Source organism: Micromonospora sp. WMMC241 (assembly GCF_027460165.1).
In the GTDB taxonomy this organism is placed as follows: domain Bacteria; phylum Actinomycetota; class Actinomycetes; order Mycobacteriales; family Micromonosporaceae; genus Micromonospora; species Micromonospora humi.
This window is the reverse complement of sequence record NZ_JAPZBF010000001.1, coordinates 2,246,877-2,262,983: the sequence shown is the minus strand read 5'-3', so window position 1 is coordinate 2,262,983 and position 16,107 is coordinate 2,246,877. Positions and strand designations below refer to the sequence as shown.

Below are 16,107 nucleotides of genomic sequence, written 5' to 3'. Positions count from 1 at the left end.
GGCAAATTGGCCGATGCGCAGCCAAATGAGCCTTTCCGGCGCCAGGGCGGTCGCCGCCGGAAGTCGGACCCGCGTGGGAGCATGCGGCCATGACGAGAGCGAAGGGTCCGGTGACCGTGCCGGTCGACACGGACGTCGACGACTTCCTGGCGGCGGTCCCCGACGAGCGACGGCGGGCCGACGCGCGACGACTCCGGGCCATCCTTCAGGACGCCACCGGAGAGCCACCGGTGATGTGGGGCACGAGCATCGTGGGCTTCGGCAGCCACCGCGGCCCCACCGGCGAGTTCTTCCTGGTCGGCTTCTCGCCGCGTAAGCAGCATCTCGTGCTCTACCTGGCCGGTGGCTACGCCGAGCGGCACGGCGCGGCGCTCGCGCGGCTCGGCCCGCACCGGACGGCGAAGGCATGCCTCTATCTCACCCGGCTCGACGCCGTCGACGAGAGCGTCCTTCGTGAGCTGATCGACGCATCCGTCCGGGAGCGCCGGGGCGCCGACGGGGCCGATCCACCCGGGGCGTGACGGCGGGGGCGGGTCAACCGTCAGCGAGCGGCCGCGAACTCCATGAGCGTGAGCCCGTCCGGGCCGGTGAAGGTGCGCCGCGGTGCCAGACCGGCGGCGGCGGCCAGCGCGGTGTGCTCGGCCACGCTCCGCTCGCGACCGCCCACCAGCACCAGCATCCGCAGGTCGTACGCGGACAGGTGCGGCACGTGCGGCACGGTCGGGAGCACCTCGACGACCAGCACCCGGCCGCTGTCACCGGCCGCCTCGGCGCAGCGCCGCAGGATCGCGGTGGCGTGGGTGTCGCTCCAGTCGGTGAGCGCGCGGGACACCACGTAGACGTCACCGCCGGCCGGCAGGGGGGCGAAGAAGTCGCCGACCACGGCCTCCACCCGGGCGGTGAGGCCGTGCGCGGCGAACGTCCGGGCGGCGGTGGCCACCGGTTCGTCGCGGTCGACGAGCGTGCCACGCAGGTGCGGGTGCGCGCCCAGCAACTCCCGCAGCAGCCCGCCGGCACCGCCGGCCACGTCGACCACGTGCGCCACCTCGTGCCAGGGATAGCGCGTGGCCACCTCCGGCGCGGTGAACCGCTGCTGGCTGAGCATCAACGCGTCGAAGTAGGCACGGTGCTCCGGGTGGGCGTCCAGATCGGCCCAGAAATCACGCCCGTGCACCGAGGCGTAGCCGGGCTCGCCGGTGCGGATCGCGTGCGGCAGCCCGACCCAGGCCAGGTCCATCCGCGCGCCGAGGCCGCCGAGGTCGAGGTCGGCGCCGCGCCCGCCGCCGTCGCGGTCGCGGAGCAGCTCGCCGACGTCGGTCAGGGTGAACACGCCCGGCGGCGTCTCGACGAAGACGCCCCGGTGGCTGAGGTACCGCAGCAGGCGGCCCAACGCGGCGGGGTCGACGCCGCACGCCGCCGCCAGCGCGTCCAGGCCGGTGACGCCGGCCGCGATCCGGTCCGGCACCCGCAGCGTCACCGCGGTGCGCACCGCGAACGGGGTCGCCAGGTCGGTGAGGCGGTCCAGGCGCGCGGCCGCGTCGTCCCCGTCGATCGCCACCGAGTTCCTCCCCCGTACGCCGGCCGGGACGACCGCCCGCCGGCGCAGCGAATGATCCCAAGCCGCCGGCGGGCGCGTCAACGGCGACGCTGGTGAGGACATTCACGAACGTGGAAGAATGCGCCGACGGGGCGCCGCGTGCAGACCGGGAGGACCATCGATGACCACTTCCACCGCCGCCGACGTCCGACTCGTCGCGGGCGCCCTGGGGGCGCGGGTCCGCGGCATCGACCTCAACACGCTCACCGACGACGGCTTCACGCTGATCCACGACCTGCTGCTCGCGCACCAGGTGGTGTTCGTCGCCGGACAGACCGGGCTGACGCCCGAGGCCCACGTGGCGTTCGGCCGCCGGTTCGGCGAGGTCGAGCTGCACCCCTACCTGCCCCGCCTGGAGGGGCACCCGGAGATCGTCGTCATCGACTCGACCGACGGCGGGAAGGTCGACGTCTGGCACACCGACATGACGTTCCACCAGAGCCCGCCGATCGCGTCCATCCTGCACCTGACCGAGCTGCCGGAGGTCGGTGGCGACACCATGTGGACCAACCAGTGCCGGGTCTACGAGGCGCTCTCCGCGCCGCTGCGCGACCTGCTCGACGGGCTGACCGCCATCCACGTCATCCGGATCGGCACCGAGTTCACCAGCCGCGCGGAGCACCCCGTGGTGCGCGTGCACCCGGAGACCGGGCGCCGCTCGCTCTATGTCAACCGGCTCTTCACCTCGCACATCCCGCAGCTGACCCGCACCGAGAGCGACGCCCTGCTGGAGCACCTGTTCCGGTTCTCCGAGAGCCCGCAGTTCACCTGCCGCTACCGCTGGCGGGTGGGCGACGTCGCGGTGTGGGACAACCGGGTCACCCAGCACTACGCGATCAACGACTACGACGGTGTCCGGCGCGGGCAGCGCATCACGGTGCTCGGCGACCACCCGACCGGGAACCCGCCCCGCTGGGAGCACTACGCGCCGGCGCCGGGCGAGCGCTACTGGCCGGACCGGGTCAACGCGGTGGAGAGCTACTGACCGCCGGTCACCAGGTGACCGGGAACGACGCGATGCCGCCGTTCACCCGGTCGTGCCGCCACGGGATCTCCTCGATCGGCACGGCCGGCGCCAGCTCCGGCATCCGGCTCAACAGCGCGCCGAGGGACAGTTCCACCTGCATCCGGCCCAGCGCCGTGCCGAGGCAGAAGTGCGGCCCGAAGCCGAAGGTCAGGTGCGGCACGGTCGGCGTCCGGTCGATGTCGAACCGGTTGGGCTCGGGGAACTGCCGGGGGTCGCGGTTGCCGGCCCACGGGATGGCCATCACGCAGTCGCCGGCCCGCATCGCGACGCCACCGAGGGTCAGGTCCTCCCGCACCACCTGGACCCGGAACATGCTGCTCACCGACGTGTAACGCAGGATCTCGTCGGTGGCCGCGGCGAGTTTCCCGGGTGCCGCGCGCAGCTTCGCCAGCTGCTCCGGGTGCTGGAACAACGCGCGCAGCCCCGCGCTCGTGGCGTTGATCTCCAGCCCGCCGAGCAGCACCCCCATGGCCAGCTCGACCAGCTCGGCGTCGACCAGCGCGTGCGCGTCCTGGCCGAGGACCCACGCCGAGAGCAGGTCGTCGCCGGGCTCCGCGCGCTTGCGCGCCAGTTGCCCGGTCAGGTAGGCCCGCAGCGCCGCCTGGGCGTCGGCGGCGCCGGCCGAGCCGTACGCGGTGACCGAGTTGAGGCCGGAGATCCAGTCGTAGAAGCGGGGGCGATCGGCGACCGGTACACCCAGCACGTCGCAGACCACGAACACCGGCAGCGGGGCCACCAGCCCGGCCACCAGGTCGGCCGGGCGGGGACCGGCGAGCATCGCGTCGACCAGCTCGTCCACCAGCCGCCGCACCCGGGGGCGGAACGTCTCGATGCGGCGCGCGGTGAACGCCCGGCCGGCCACCCGGCGCACCGCCGCGTGCGCCGGACCGTCCATGTTCAACTCGCGCGGCCCCCCGGCGCCGGGCGTCGTGGTCGCGCCGAGCGGGAGCCGGGAGAACCGGCTGTCGGCCAGGACCGTGCAGCAGTGCTCGTAGCTGAGCACGAGCCAGGCCGCCCGCCCGTCGGGCAGTCGCACCCGACTGACCGGTTCGGTGACGACCATGTCGAGCAGTTCGGTGGGCAGGTCGCCGGTGAACGGCTCGAACGGATATGGCCGCAGCCCGGAATTGACCGGCACCCGGTAAGACTCCACCACGGGTAGCCCACCGTCAATATCCATTGCTAGCATCTGCTGGTCCAGGACTGCCGTTTCGCGCGCGGATTGGTGGGATTTGACTGCGGCCTTGCGCATTTTGATGTCGACGTGGGGCTGGCGGTCGCATTTCTACGGCCTGGTTCCGCTCGGCTGGGCGCTCCAGGCGGCCGGTCACGAGGTGCGGGTGGCCAGCCATCCCTCAATGGTCGCCCCGATCAGCTCGGCCGGGCTCGCCGCCGTGCCGCTCGGCGAGGACGTCGACTTCGCCGAGGCGTTCGCCGGGCGGATCGGCGCGGTGGCCGCGCTGGACCGGCCCGGCAGCGCGCCGGCGGGTGCCCTCGAACCGGCGATCACCGCCGACGGCGGCGTCGTCCGGTTCGCCGACGCGCTCCTCGACGAGCTGGTCGCGTTCGGCCGGGCCTGGTCGCCCGACCTGATGGTCTGGGAGCCGTTCAACCTGGCCGCGCCGGTGGCCGCCGCCGCGCTGGGCGTACCCGGCGTGCGGCACCTGTGGGGCCCGGACTCCTCGGTGACGCTCCGCCTGGACCCGGAGACGGTGCTCGGGCCGCTCGCCGCCCGGTTCGGGCTCTCCGCCGCCGACGTGGCGTTGCACGGCGACCTGACGCTCGATCCGGCCCCGCCGCCGATGCAGGTGCCGACGACCCGCCCCGGGCAGCCGGTGCGTTTCGTGCCGTACAACGGCACGGCCGTGCTGCCGCCGTGGCTGCACCGCCCGGCGGACCGGCCCCGGGTCTGCGTCACGGCCGGCACCATGATGGCCGGCGCCGGGCTGGCCGACCGCCTCGACCTGGCCCGGGTCGTGCGGTCGGTGGCCGAGCTGGACGTGGAGGTCGTCGTGGTGGTCGAACCCGACCAACGGCGAGGGCTGGGCGCGGTGCCGGCCAACGTCCGGCTGGCCGACGCGCCGCTCGCGCTGCGGCTGGTGCTGCCGACCTGCGCCGCGATCGTCCAGCAGGGCGGCGCCGGCACCACCATGACCGCGCTCGCCCACGGCGTGCCGCAGCTGATCCTGCCGCGGGTGAGCGACCAGCACTTCAACGGCGAGCGGCTGGCGGCCACCGGCGCCGGCACCTGGCTGCCGCCGGAGCGCGCCGGCGGCGCCGTGCTGCGCGACACCGTGGGCGAGCTGATCGGCGACGGGCCGGCGCGGGCCGCCGCCACGCTGATGCGCGACCGGATCCGCGCGCTGCCCAGCCCCGCCGAGGTGGTGCCGGCGCTGGCCGCCCTCGCCGGACGCACCCGACCTGACCGTCCACCGAGGAGTCGCAGATGACGCAGCCGAGACCCGTCGCGTACCCGCTCGCGCCGGCTCCCACGATCTACCACCCGTCGCCGGACTACACCCGGCTGCGCGAAACCTGCCCGGTGGCCCGCGTCGAGCTGCCCGACGGCGGGTCGGCCTACCTCGCCACCCGGCACGCCGACGTGCGGCGGGTCTTCACCGACCACCGGTTCAGCCGGGCGGCTGCGGCCGGACCGGACCGACCGACGCGGGAACTCGGCTCGCTCGCGGAGGACTCGCTGATCGGCATGGACCCGCCCCGGCACACGCTGATGCGCCGGGCGGTGTCGCACGCGTTCACGGTCCGCCGGGTGGAGGAGCTGCGGCCCACCGTCGCGGCGCTGGTGGCCGGGATGATCGACCGGATGGAGGCCGCCGGCCGCCCGGCCGACCTGGTCACCCACCTCTCCGCGCCGCTGCCGCTGGTCGTGATCAGCCGGCTGTTCGGCATCGCGGAGCACGACCGGGAACGGGTCCGGCAGTGGTCCGACGCGCTGGTCGGTGACTGGGACGCCGACCCGGCGGCGCCGCAGGCCGCCCTCGACGCGTTCCGCTCCATGATCGACGAGCGTCGGCGGCACCCCGGCGACGACCTGATGAGCGCGCTCATCGCCGCCTGGGACGAGCACGACGACCTCACCGAACGGGAACTGGTCTCGGTCACCGCCGGCATCTTCGTGGGTGGGCACGAGACCACCACCAACCAGCTCAACCTGTTCCTGCTGGTGCTGGCCCGCCACCCGGAGCAACTGGCCGGGCTGCGCGGGGACGACCGGGCCGCGGTCGCCCGGGCGGTCGAGGAGCTGTCCCGCTTCATCCAGCTCGGCGACAACGGGGTGCTGCTGCCCCGGGTCACCACCGAGGAGGTGGAGCTGGGCGGTGTACGCCTGCCGGTCGGCTCGGCGGTGCTGCCGGCGATCGCCTCGGCCAACCGGGACGCCACGGTGTTCCCCGACGCGGACTCGCTCGACCTGGACCGGACGCACAACCCGCACCTGGCGTTCGGCGCCGGCCCGCACCACTGCCTCGGCGCGGCGCTGGCCCGGATGGAGTTGCAGGAGGCGCTGGGCGCCCTGCTGCGCCGGCTGCCCGGCCTGCGGCTCGCGGTCGACGAGTCGGAGCTGCGGTTCCGGCCGGGCCTGGTCGTCCGCAGCCTGGAGTCGCTGCCGGTGACCTGGGACGACCGGTGAGCGACGCCCCGCCGGTCAGCCGGCCGACCCGGGCGTGACCCGGGTCGGCGCGTCGGCGTCGAGGGCGGCCTCAACGGCGACCTCCTCCACGCCGCGCAGCAGGCGCTCGGCCTGCGCCTCGGTGAAGCTCGCGAAGTCGAAGATGACCTGGAGGAACACCGTGCCCGGGTGGTCCTCGACGGTGAGGAACGCCTGTTCGGGGAGGTGGTCCAGCGGGCCGTCCCAGACCAGGAACGTCTCGGCCGCCTTCCGCCGGATCGCCGCCGGCGTCACCTCCTCGTCCCGGACGCCCTCCTCGGCCGCCGCCCGGGTGGTCACCCGCCGGTCGTTGATCCGGCAGCTGACCCGGGCCGGATAGCCGCGTTCGGCGTCCCAGCGGGCCGCGCACTCCTCGAGCCGTGCCGGGTCGTAGTAGGCGTACATGCCGGCGGCCACCGACGCCCGACGGGCACGGGACACCACCTCGTCCACTGTGGTGTCGGCGGTGTCGACGGTCAGCACGCCGTTCTGGCTGAGCGGGGCGATCGCCTCGGCGAAGCCGGGCCGGAACCGGTTGCCGACGATGAGCTTCGCGGTGAGCGGGCTGACCCCGGTGGCCCGGCCGATCGCGACCGCGATGACCGCGAGCAGCACCCGCGAGGTGTCGGTGCGGGTCCGTCGGGCGACGGCCCGCACCGCGAGGTACGCCGCGGGTGAGCTGAACCGGCCGTGCCAGTACCGGTGGCCCTGCCGGCCGCCCCCGGCGGTGGGCTCGCCGAACGTCAGCGGCGGGACGGACCGCAGGTGCGACTGCCAGTGGCGGACGGCCCGGTCGCTGACCCGGCGCAGCGGCGGCGTCGCCTCCCGCCGCCCGAGGTCGAGGAGTTGCACCGTACGCGGGTCACCGGTCCGGCGGACCGCCGGCGCGGCCAGCCCGAGGTCGGCCAGGAGCAGCGACGTGGCGGTGCCGTCCACCACGAGGTGGTCGAACGTCAGCACCCGGTGCACCAGCGCGCCCCGGTGCCGGACCACCGCCATCCGCACCGCCCAGTCCCGGTGGAGGTCGTAGGGAGTCAGCAGGCGGGCGTGGCCCAACTGGTAGGCGAACGCGGCCACGTCGGCCGGGTCGGCCTCGTCGGGGACGTCCATCACGTCCAGGACCGTCTCGCCGGCCGCCGAGACGACCTGGCAGGCCTCGCCCCGCTCGTCGTGGCCGAGCCGCATCCGCAGCGCCGGGTGCCGGCCCATCAGGTCGGCCAGTTCCGCGGCCACCTGTTCGACGGTGACACCGGCCGGCATCGGGTGCGCGCCGCTGACGTTGTGCGTCCACCCGGTCTCCCGCATGTCCTGCAGGATTGCCTTCTGCCCCCAGGTCAGGGGTGCGACGCCGGCGCCCGGTCCGGCGAACGGAACCGGGACCCGCGCCTGGGCCGTCTGCGCCAACACCGGCCTATCAGAGCAACGCGCATCGGCGCGTGTCAACGTCTTCCCGGCCCGTTACGCTGCCGTGCATGCGGGACACCGTGCGGGTCTGGGTGGTTCCGGTCGGTGCGACGCCGGCGGAGCTGGCCCGCTGCCACGCGGTGCTCGACGCCGGCGAGCGCGCCCGCGCGGCGGCGCTCGGCACCGCCGCGCTGCGGGACCGGTTCACTGTCGCGCACGGCGTGCTGCGTGTGCTCGCCGGCCGGGCGGCGGGCGTGCTGCCGCAGGCGCTCGTCTGGCGCCCGGGCCGCCACGGCAGGCCGGCGCTCACCGGACCGCACGCCGGGCTGCACACCAGCCTCTCCTACTCCGGGGACCTGGTCGCGGTGGCGCTCGACGAGGGCGGCCCGGTCGGGGTGGACGTCCAGCACCTCCCGCCGGGTCGGGATCCGGTGTCCCTGGCCGAGCGCTTCTTCCACCCCGAGGAGGCGCGGCACGTCGCCGACGGGGCCGATGCCGGGGCGCGGGCGGACCGGTGCACCCGGCTGTGGGTCCGCAAGGAGGCGGCGGTCAAGGCCGCCGGCGGCCGGCTCTGGCCCAACCTGGCCGTGCCGGTGCACGCGCGCGACGTCGTGGAGTGCGTCGAGCCGCCCGGCAGGCACCGCCTCGCCGACGTGCCGACCCCGGCCGGCTACCGGGTGGCGGTGGCCCGGGCCGGTGACGCGGAGTACGCGGTCGAGTTCTACCCGTTGACACTCGCCGATGTCCTTTGCTCTGATGGCTCCATGCTGGAGCGCGGGCGCGATCAAGTCGTCAAGAGCCTGACCGCGTTGCTGGAGCGCATGCTGCGGCCGGACGCTCCGGTCACCGAGGGCACCCAGTTGATGGACGAGTTGGGCCTCAGCTCCTCGCTCGCTCTGGAGCTGCTGCTGGAGCTGGAGGACGAGCTGGAGATCCAGATCGACGTGGAGGATCTGGACGAGGACCGGATGACCACCCTCGGCGACCTGGCGGACCACATCGTCGCCAACTCCACCCCCCGCTGAGCATGCCGACCGAGGGCCGGCCGGGCCTGAGCGTGGTGGTGCCGGCGCACGACAACGGCGCCGCGCTGGACGCGACCCTGCACTCGCTCACCCGGCAGACCCTGCCGCGCGACGAATTCGAGGTGATCGTCGGCGACGACGGCTCCACCGTCGCGCTGGGCCCGGTCGCGGAGAAGTACGCCGACCGGTTGGCCGTCAGCTGCGTCCGCAGCGAACGCAACCGGGGGCGCAGCGCCAACCGCAACGCGGCGGCGGCCCGGGCCCGCGCCGACACGCTGATGTTCCTGGACGCCGACACCGTGGCCCATCCCCGGCTGCTGGAGCGGCACCGCGACTTCCACGCCGGCCGCGGCGGGCGGCCCGGCGTGCTGCTCGGGCAGCGCTACGACCTGGACTGGGCCGGCGCGGACGCGCTACGCCGCGGCGAGCCGGTCGGGCCGGCGATGCTCGACGCCGAGCGCGGCGACCCGCGCCTGGAGGACACCGCCCACCCGCAGCGGATGCGGGACTTCCCGCACGCGCCCTGGGTGCTGGGGCTGACCCACAACGCCTCGGTCGACCACGAGTCGTTCCGGCGGGTCGGCGGCTTCGACGAGGCCATGGTCAAGTGGGGCTTCGAGGACCTCGACTTCTTCTATCGGGTCTTCCACCTGCACGGGGCGCCGCCCGAGCTGTTCCGGCTCGACGTCGACGCGTTCTCCTACCACCTCCCCCACTTCCGGCGGACCACCAACGGGCTCGCCTCAATGGACAACATGAAGTACCTGCTGCGCAAGCACCTGCGCTACGACGTCGAGGTGTTGTACGCGATCAACACGTTCGGCCGGCACCTGGGCCGCATCCGCCTCTACGGCGACGCGATCGACGCGTACCGGCGGGGTGGGCTGGGGCGCCCGGCGGCGGTGCCCGCGGCGCTCCGCGACGAGCTGGCCACCAGCCGGGCCCTGGTCGTCGGCAACGGGGTGTCCGCGCTGGAGCTGGGCGCCGGGTCGCACACCTTCGACCACGCGGTGCCGCCGGGCGACACGAACTCGCACCTGCTCGGCACCGTCCTGCAGCAGTTCCGGACCGGCGCGCTGGACCTGATCGTCAACGTCGACCTGTGGCGGTGTCTGCTCCCCGACGACCTGCCGGCGTTCCTGACCCGAGGGCTGCTCAAGGCCGACCGGATCGAGCTGGTCGCCAGCCGCACCGACCTCGACCAGCGGACGCTGCTGCCGGTGCCGCTCGTCGCGGATCTGGACTACCTGGTCGACATGCTGGACCCGCACTTCGCCGTCGCGGTCGCGAGGCACGACACGGCGACCGTCGTCACGGTCCGTGGAGCCGCCCGGGTCAGCCGGCCGACGCCGGGTGCCCCAGCACGAGACTGACGTTGTGGCCGCCGAAGCCGAACGAGTTGGACAGCACCGCGTCCACCGCCACCGCACGCGCCTGCTTGCGGATGTGGTCGACGTCGCCTGCCGGGTCCGGGTCGTCGAGGTTGTGGGTGGGCGGCAGCAGGCCGCGCCGCAGCGCCTCGATGCCGACGGCCGCCTCGATCACGCCGGATACGCCGAGCATGTGCCCGGTCACGCCCTTGGTGGAACTCAGCGGCGGCGGGTGCGCGCCGTAGACGTCGCGCAGCGCGGCCAGCTCGGCCGCGTCCCCGGCGCGGGTGCTGGTGCCGTGCGCGTTGACGTACCCGATGTCGTCGAGCGCCAGGCCGGCGTCGCGGACGGCCATCCGCATGCAGTGTGCCGCGCCGGCGCCGTCGGGCCGGGGCGTGGTCGGATGGTACGCGTCGTTCGTCGCGCCCCAGCCGAGTACGTCGGCGTGGCGACGGGCACCGCGCGCGGCGGCGTGCGCGGTGCGTTCCAGCACCAGGACCCCGGCACCCTCGCCGAGGACGAGACCGTTGCGCCGGCGGTCGAACGGCCGGCTCGCGGCCGTCGGGTCGGCCCAGCCGCGGGCGAGCGCCCGGGCGTTGCCGAACGCGTCGGCGAACGCCGGGAACAGCGGCGCCTCGGCGCACCCGGCGACGACCACGTCCGCCTCGCCGGCGCGCAGGATGCGCAGCCCTTCGCCGACGGACTGGGCGCCGGCCGCGCACGCCGTGCCGATCGACGAGGTGTAGCCGCGGATGCCGAACGCGATGGCGATGCGCGCCGCGCCCATGTTCGGCAGCGTCCCGGGCAGCATGTACGGGCTGACCCCGAACCGGCCCCGCTCGGCCCGCCGCAGGACCTGGTCGGCGAGCGTGGACAGGCCGCCGACGCCGGAGACGACGACGGCCACCCGGTAGGGGTCGACGTCCTGGCCGACGCGCAGGCCGGCGTCGGCCAGCGCGTCCCCGGCCGCGCGCAGCGCCATCACGATCGAGCGGTCCACCACGCGGGACTCCGGGCCGGGCAGCACGCTCGCCGGGTCGATCGCCGGGGCGAACGCCGCGACGTCGACCACCCCGTGGACCGGGTGGCCCTGCGGCGGCCGGGCGAGCCCGGACCGGCCGTCGCACACCGCGTCGAACACCTCGGCGGCGGTCGCGCCGACCGGGCTGACCAGCCCGATGCCGGTGACCGTCACGCTCCCGGGCACGGCCGGCGCGCCGGTCAGCGCGCCGACGCCGGTTGGATGCGCTGGGCCACCGTGTGGGAGAACTCGCCGAGGGTCATCATGGCGAGCATCTCCGCCTCGTCGTCGTCGAACGCCACAGCGAAGCGGTCCTCCACCCGGATCGCCAGTTCGGCCAGGCCGAGGGAGTCCACGTCGAGACCGGCCGGGCCGAAGACGGTGTCGTCGTCGACGTCCTCGACGTCGTACTTCATCTCGGTCAGGGCGGCGAGCAGGAACGCGCGGATCTCATCGGTCATGACCGGTGTGTCCTTTCCCCAGCGTGATATCGACCCTACTCAATCGAAATGGTTTGGCAAGGCGCCGATCGGCCGGTGCGCCACGCCCAGCCGGACCGGCAGGTGGTCGTAGCCGCGCAGCATGAGCTGGCGCCGCTCGCCGGGCTCGGCGGCGAGCGCCACCGCCGGGAAACGCTCCAGCACGCGGGGCAGCACCAGCCGCCCCTCCGCCCGGGCCAACGCAGCCCCGAAGCAGTGGTGCGGCCCCGCACTGAACGCCAGGTGCCGGTTGTCCGGCCGGGACGGGTCGAACGAGTCCGGGTCGGGGAAGCGGCGCGGGTCGCGGTTCGCGGCACCGGTCAGCACCACCACGGTCCGGCCGGCCGGCACCGGCAGGCCGGCCACCTCGGTGTCCTCGGCGGCGTAGCGGACCGCGAAGTGCACCGGCGGCTCGTACCGGAGGATCTCCTCGACGTAGGACGCGGCGAGCGACGGGTCCGCGCGCAGCCCGGCCAGCGCGTCGGGCCGCGCCAGCAGCAGGACCAGGCCGTTGCCGAGCAGGTTCGCGGTGGTCCGGAACCCGGCGTTGTACATGATGATCAGGTTGGCCAGCAGCTCGTCGGCGGAAAGCTGGCCGGGGTTGCGGTCGCGGATCCCCACCAGCGCCGAGACGAGGTCCTCGCGCGGGCGCGCCCGGCGCTCGGCCAGCAACCCGGTGAAGTACGCGGTCAGCTCCGTCGCCGCGACGTTCGCGGCCCGCACCTCCCGCATCGAGCGGCGACCGATCTCCAGCACCGCGTCGAAGGCCCGGACCCGGGCCGGGAACCACTGCCGGTCCCGCTCCGGCACGCCCAGCAGCTCGCCGACCACGTCACTGGGCAGGGTGAGGGCGAACGCGCCCATGAAGTCGACCGGACGGCCGCCCTCGCCCGCTGCGGCGAGCCGGTCCAGCAGGCCGTCGGCGATCCGCCGGATCGCCGGCTCCAGCGCGGTGACGCGGCGCGGGGTCAGCGCCTGGCTGAACACCTGCCGGACCCGCAGGTGGTCGCCGGACGCGGCGTTGAGCATGGACGTCTGCAGGATCCGGATCGCCGGGTGCGCACGCCAGCGCACCCCGAGCCGGTCCAGGTACTCGGCGCCGAGGACCCGGAAGACCGGGTCGCGCAGCACCCGGTTGACCGCCGCCCAGCCGTGCACGACCAGGGCGTGCGGCTCGTTCGGCCGCAGCGTGACCGCCTCCCCCATCGCGTGCAGGCGCGCGTAGAACGGGTACGGGTCGCGCCGCACCCGCGCGCCGAGCAGGTCGTCCAGCGAGATGGAGTCACCCATGGGCCGCTCCTCGTGCCGAGGTGCGGTGACCATAGACTCACGGTCACCGATGTGTCCACGGCCACTTTGCGTGGTTCGTTCCCACGGGGTCACCCGACGCGCGACCGGCCGATACGGTGAGTTCACGTCGTCGACCCTGCGAGGTGCCGGCATGAGCGACCCGTCCATCGCGTCGATCGTCTCCACCCCGCCCGCGACCATGCCCACCGAGGCCGGGTCCGGCGCGCCCACCGACGCCGGCCTGCCGCAGAACGCCAAGCAGCAGAAGCCCCGTGGCCTGCTCGGTGACGCCTGGATCGACCTGCGGCGCAAGCCGCTGTTCTGGATCTCCGCGTCGTTCATCGTGCTGTTCCTGGTGATGGCCGCGTTCCCGTCGCTGTTCACCTCCGGCGACGCGGTCAACGGCGCGCTGGAGCGCAGCCGGGTCGAGCCGTCCTCGTCGGCCTGGTTCGGCTACGACGTGCAGGGCCGTGACGTCTACTCCCGCACGATCTACGGCGCTCGCGCCTCGATCGTGGTGGCCGTCGTGTCCACCCTGCTCACCCTGCTCGTCGGTGGCGCGATGGGCATCATCGCCGGCTACCGCGGCGGCTGGGTCGACGCCCTGCTCTCCCGCATCGCGGACATCTTCTTCGGCCTGCCGTTCGTGCTCGGCGCGATCGTCATCCTGACCACGTTCAACGGCTCCGGCACCGACAACGGCGAGTGGACGATCATGGGGCTGGTCATCCTCTCCATGGTGGTGCTCATGTGGCCGGTGGTGATGCGGCTGATGCGCTCCTCGGTGCTCGCCACCAAGGAGGCCGACTACATCGTCGCCGCCCGCGCCCTGGGCGCCGGCACCGGCCGGATCATCCTCAAGCACCTGCTGCCCAACTGCCTGGCACCGCTGCTGGTCTACGGCACCATCATGGTCGGCTCGTTCATCGGCGCCGAGGCCACGCTGTCGTTCCTGGGCATCGGCCTGAAGAGCCCGGTGGTCTCCTGGGGCATCATGATCAGCGAAGCCCAGAACTACATCCGGGTCTCGCCGTATCTGCTGTTCTTCCCCTCCGCGTTCCTCGTCACCGCCGTGCTGAGCTTCGTCATGCTCGGCGAGGCGGTCCGCGAGGCCCTCGACCCCAAGCTGCGCTGACGCGGCCCGTCCGTGCCGTACGGTGGATCGATGACCGACATGGTGGAGACCATCCGGCGGGTGTGCCTGGCGCTGCCCGAGGTCGACGAGCGGCTCAGCCACGGCACCCCCACCTGGTTCGTCCGAGGCAAGAAGTCGTTCGCCACCGTCTGGCCCGACGGCCACCACCAGAACGAGTTCCCGCACCTGTGGTGCGCCGCGCCGGCCGGATCGGCGGTCGAACTGGCCGCGGCGAACCCGCGCGCCTACTTCCGTCCGCCCTACGTGGGTGGGCGCGGCTGGGTCGGTGTGCGTCTCGACGCCGGCCTCGACGAGGCCGAGCTGTCCGAGGTGCTCCAGGACGCGTACCGCGCGATCGCGCCGCCCACGCTGGTGGCCCGGCTGCCGTAGCCCGGCGTCCTACGGGTGCCGCGCCCCGAGCCGGCCGTCGTTGATGTCGGCGACGGCCTGCCGCAGCCGGCGCAGCGCACCCTCGACGTCGCCGCCCGCGACGACGTCGCACTCCGCCTCGTGGAATGCCTTGAAGAGCGGGCCGACGTCCGGGCCGGACGGGATCAGGTCACCGTTCATGCATTGTTCGTGGAACACGGCGGTCGAGGGGTCCGTCCGCCGCACCCGGTCGAACGTGTTGCGCAGCGCCGGCGTGCGTGGTTGGGCCGCGTAGAGCGCCAGGGCGAGGTCCGTCCGGGTCAGGTACTCGCCGATCAGGTCCTGCGCGATGCTCTTGTTGGCGCTGGTGGACGAGAGGTAGAAGCCGTGGACCGCGACGAGGGAACGCGCGGGGCCGCCGTCGGCGAACCCCGGCACGGGGGACACCGCGAGGCGGATGCCCACCCGCCGGGCCTCGCCGATCGCCCACGGCGCGCCCACGAGGTAAGGGGTGCGTCCGGTCAGGAACAGCTCCATCGCACGATCGCGGTCGATCGCACGCTGGAGGATGCCCTCGCCCTGCTCGCCGAGCGCACGCAGGCGACGGAAGGCTGCCGTGGCTCCCGCACCGACCAGGTCGTCCAGATCCCATCCGCCGTCGGCCCGCCGGCGGAAGAGCCGCCCACCGGCGCTGGTGAAGAACGGATAGACGTAGAAGGCGTCACCCGTACCGACCTGCAACGCCAGCGGCATCTCGGCCCGCCCCGCGGCACACAGCTCCCGGCCGTGCGCGATCATCTCCTCGACCGTCGCGGGCGGGAGCGGAGCCAGATCGAGGTTGCGGAGCAGTCCGATCGAGTCACCGGCGTAGGGCACTCCGTAGAGCTGGCCGTGATGGGTCATCGCGTCGATGGCCCAGTCGACGAACGCGGCGCGGCGATGCGGGGTGAGCACCACCGGCTCGATGACCTCCCGTCGCACCAGTCCACCGATCCAGTCGTGCGGGCCGACCAGGATGTCCGGCGTCTGCCCCGAGGCGGCGGCGGTCAGGAAGGCCCGTCGTAACGTCTCGATCGGACGGGTCTCGAACCGGACCCGGACCTGGTGCGAGGCGAGGAACTCGTCGGTGTAGCGGTCGAGCGTGTCGGTGCGTTGGGTGTCGGCCCAGATCACCAGGTCGGGACGCACCTCGAACAACCTGCCGTGCTGATCGCGCATCCAGCGGTTGCCGGTCGAGTCGCTGAACGTCATCTCCACGCGGTAGTCGGCCACCGCGTTCGGCGTCATGTGCCGCGCGCCGTCCACGCGGATCGGATGGAACGACGGCCCCGGGGCGGGCGGGATGACCGGGAGATCGAACCGCTCGTTGACATCCGGATCGTGGACGTTGACCACCGCGAGGTTTGCCTGGTAGACCGGGGTTTCCGAGGCGTTGCGGACGAACGCGCCCCAGTCGTTGCCACGGCGCCCGGGGGTGCTCCCCCACCAGGCCGAGACGAGCGCCGCCTGCGCGCGCCGGGTGAACTCGTGCCGCTGCTGGCGTTCCTTCTCGTTGACCCGGTCGCGGCCGATCTCGATCAGGTAGGCGCGGCGTGCGGCGATCGCGGCGATCAGCGCGAGGACCAGGGCGAAGACGGTGGCCACCGCGGACACCCAGGCGGCCAGCTCCCCGCTACGCAGCGCGAGGGGAACGCTACTCATGACATCGACGCTAACAAGCGGC

General features: G+C 73.8%; 15 protein-coding genes. 8 read left to right on the top strand and 7 right to left on the bottom strand.

Annotated elements, in window-relative coordinates; translation table 11 throughout:
• Positions 1–89: 89 nt before the first annotated feature.
• Positions 90–521: a DUF1801 domain-containing protein gene (locus O7598_RS10575; protein WP_269691141.1), complete on the top strand. Its 432-nt coding sequence runs from the start codon at positions 90–92 to the stop codon at positions 519–521.
• A gap of 20 nt (positions 522–541) precedes the next feature.
• On the opposite strand, the gene O7598_RS10570 is transcribed toward O7598_RS10575, so the two are convergent.
• On the bottom strand, positions 542–1,558 hold the full coding sequence (locus tag O7598_RS10570; protein ID WP_269691140.1) for a methyltransferase: 1,017 nt from the start codon (positions 1,556–1,558) through the stop codon (positions 542–544).
• Between the two features lie 160 nt (positions 1,559–1,718).
• Between O7598_RS10570 and O7598_RS10565 the strand changes: the two genes are divergently transcribed.
• A complete protein-coding gene (locus O7598_RS10565) occupies positions 1,719–2,582 on the top strand; it encodes a TauD/TfdA dioxygenase family protein (RefSeq protein ID WP_269691139.1) in 864 nt (287 codons plus the stop codon).
• Positions 2,583–2,589: 7 nt separating this feature from the next.
• Here O7598_RS10565 and O7598_RS10560 read toward each other — a convergent pair whose 3' ends face one another.
• A complete protein-coding gene (locus tag O7598_RS10560; protein ID WP_269691138.1) occupies positions 2,590–3,780 on the bottom strand; it encodes a cytochrome P450 in 1,191 nt (396 codons plus the stop codon).
• 88 nt (positions 3,781–3,868) lie between these two features.
• Here O7598_RS10560 and O7598_RS10555 point away from each other — a divergent pair, with 88 nt between their 5' ends.
• Positions 3,869–5,074 (top strand): nucleotide disphospho-sugar-binding domain-containing protein, encoded by a 1,206-nt coding sequence (locus O7598_RS10555; RefSeq protein WP_269691137.1) that lies wholly within the window; start codon positions 3,869–3,871, stop codon positions 5,072–5,074.
• A complete protein-coding gene (locus O7598_RS10550) occupies positions 5,071–6,273 on the top strand; it encodes a cytochrome P450 (RefSeq protein WP_269691136.1) in 1,203 nt (400 codons plus the stop codon). The genes O7598_RS10555 and O7598_RS10550 overlap by 4 nt, the downstream gene beginning before the upstream one ends.
• Positions 6,274–6,288: 15 nt before the next feature.
• Here the strand turns inward: O7598_RS10550 and O7598_RS10545 are convergent, their stop codons facing one another.
• Positions 6,289–7,698: a condensation domain-containing protein gene (locus O7598_RS10545; RefSeq protein WP_269691135.1), complete on the bottom strand. Its 1,410-nt coding sequence runs from the start codon at positions 7,696–7,698 to the stop codon at positions 6,289–6,291.
• Between the two features lie 65 nt (positions 7,699–7,763).
• Here O7598_RS10545 and O7598_RS10540 point away from each other — a divergent pair, with 65 nt between their 5' ends.
• Entirely contained in the window at positions 7,764–8,720 is a 957-nt protein-coding gene (locus O7598_RS10540) for a 4'-phosphopantetheinyl transferase family protein (RefSeq protein WP_269691134.1), read from the top strand.
• Between the two features lie 2 nt (positions 8,721–8,722).
• Positions 8,723–10,093, top strand: a complete 1,371-nt coding sequence (locus O7598_RS10535) for a glycosyltransferase family 2 protein (protein WP_269691133.1) — start codon at positions 8,723–8,725, stop codon at positions 10,091–10,093.
• Here O7598_RS10535 and O7598_RS10530 read toward each other — a convergent pair.
• Genes O7598_RS10530 through O7598_RS10520 form a run of 3 tightly spaced genes read right to left on the bottom strand, consistent with a single transcriptional unit; the run spans position 10,056 to position 12,880 of the window.
• Complete coding sequence (locus tag O7598_RS10530; protein WP_269691132.1) at positions 10,056–11,297, bottom strand: beta-ketoacyl-[acyl-carrier-protein] synthase family protein; 1,242 nt, start codon at positions 11,295–11,297, stop codon at positions 10,056–10,058. The genes O7598_RS10535 and O7598_RS10530 overlap by 38 nt on opposite strands.
• Before the next feature lie 14 nt (positions 11,298–11,311).
• Positions 11,312–11,572: an acyl carrier protein gene (locus O7598_RS10525; protein WP_269691131.1), complete on the bottom strand. Its 261-nt coding sequence runs from the start codon at positions 11,570–11,572 to the stop codon at positions 11,312–11,314.
• A 39-nt stretch (positions 11,573–11,611) separates the two neighbouring features.
• The gene (locus O7598_RS10520; RefSeq protein ID WP_269691130.1) at positions 11,612–12,880 is read right to left on the bottom strand and encodes a cytochrome P450; all 1,269 of its coding nucleotides are present in this window, start codon (positions 12,878–12,880) and stop codon (positions 11,612–11,614) included.
• A 151-nt stretch (positions 12,881–13,031) separates the two neighbouring features.
• On the opposite strand from O7598_RS10520, the gene O7598_RS10515 reads away from it, so the two are divergent.
• Together O7598_RS10515 and O7598_RS10510 are read left to right on the top strand one after the other, a co-directional pair.
• Entirely contained in the window at positions 13,032–14,015 is a 984-nt protein-coding gene (locus O7598_RS10515) for an ABC transporter permease (protein WP_269691129.1), read from the top strand.
• 30 nt (positions 14,016–14,045) lie between these two features.
• Positions 14,046–14,405 (top strand): MmcQ/YjbR family DNA-binding protein, encoded by a 360-nt coding sequence (locus tag O7598_RS10510; protein ID WP_269691128.1) that lies wholly within the window; start codon positions 14,046–14,048, stop codon positions 14,403–14,405.
• Positions 14,406–14,414: 9 nt separating this feature from the next.
• On the opposite strand, the gene O7598_RS10505 is transcribed toward O7598_RS10510, so the two are convergent.
• Positions 14,415–16,085 carry a sugar ABC transporter substrate-binding protein gene (locus tag O7598_RS10505; protein ID WP_269691127.1) on the bottom strand — a complete coding sequence of 557 codons (1,671 nt, stop codon included), beginning with the start codon at positions 16,083–16,085 and terminating at the stop codon, positions 14,415–14,417.
• Positions 16,086–16,107: the final 22 nt, after the last annotated feature.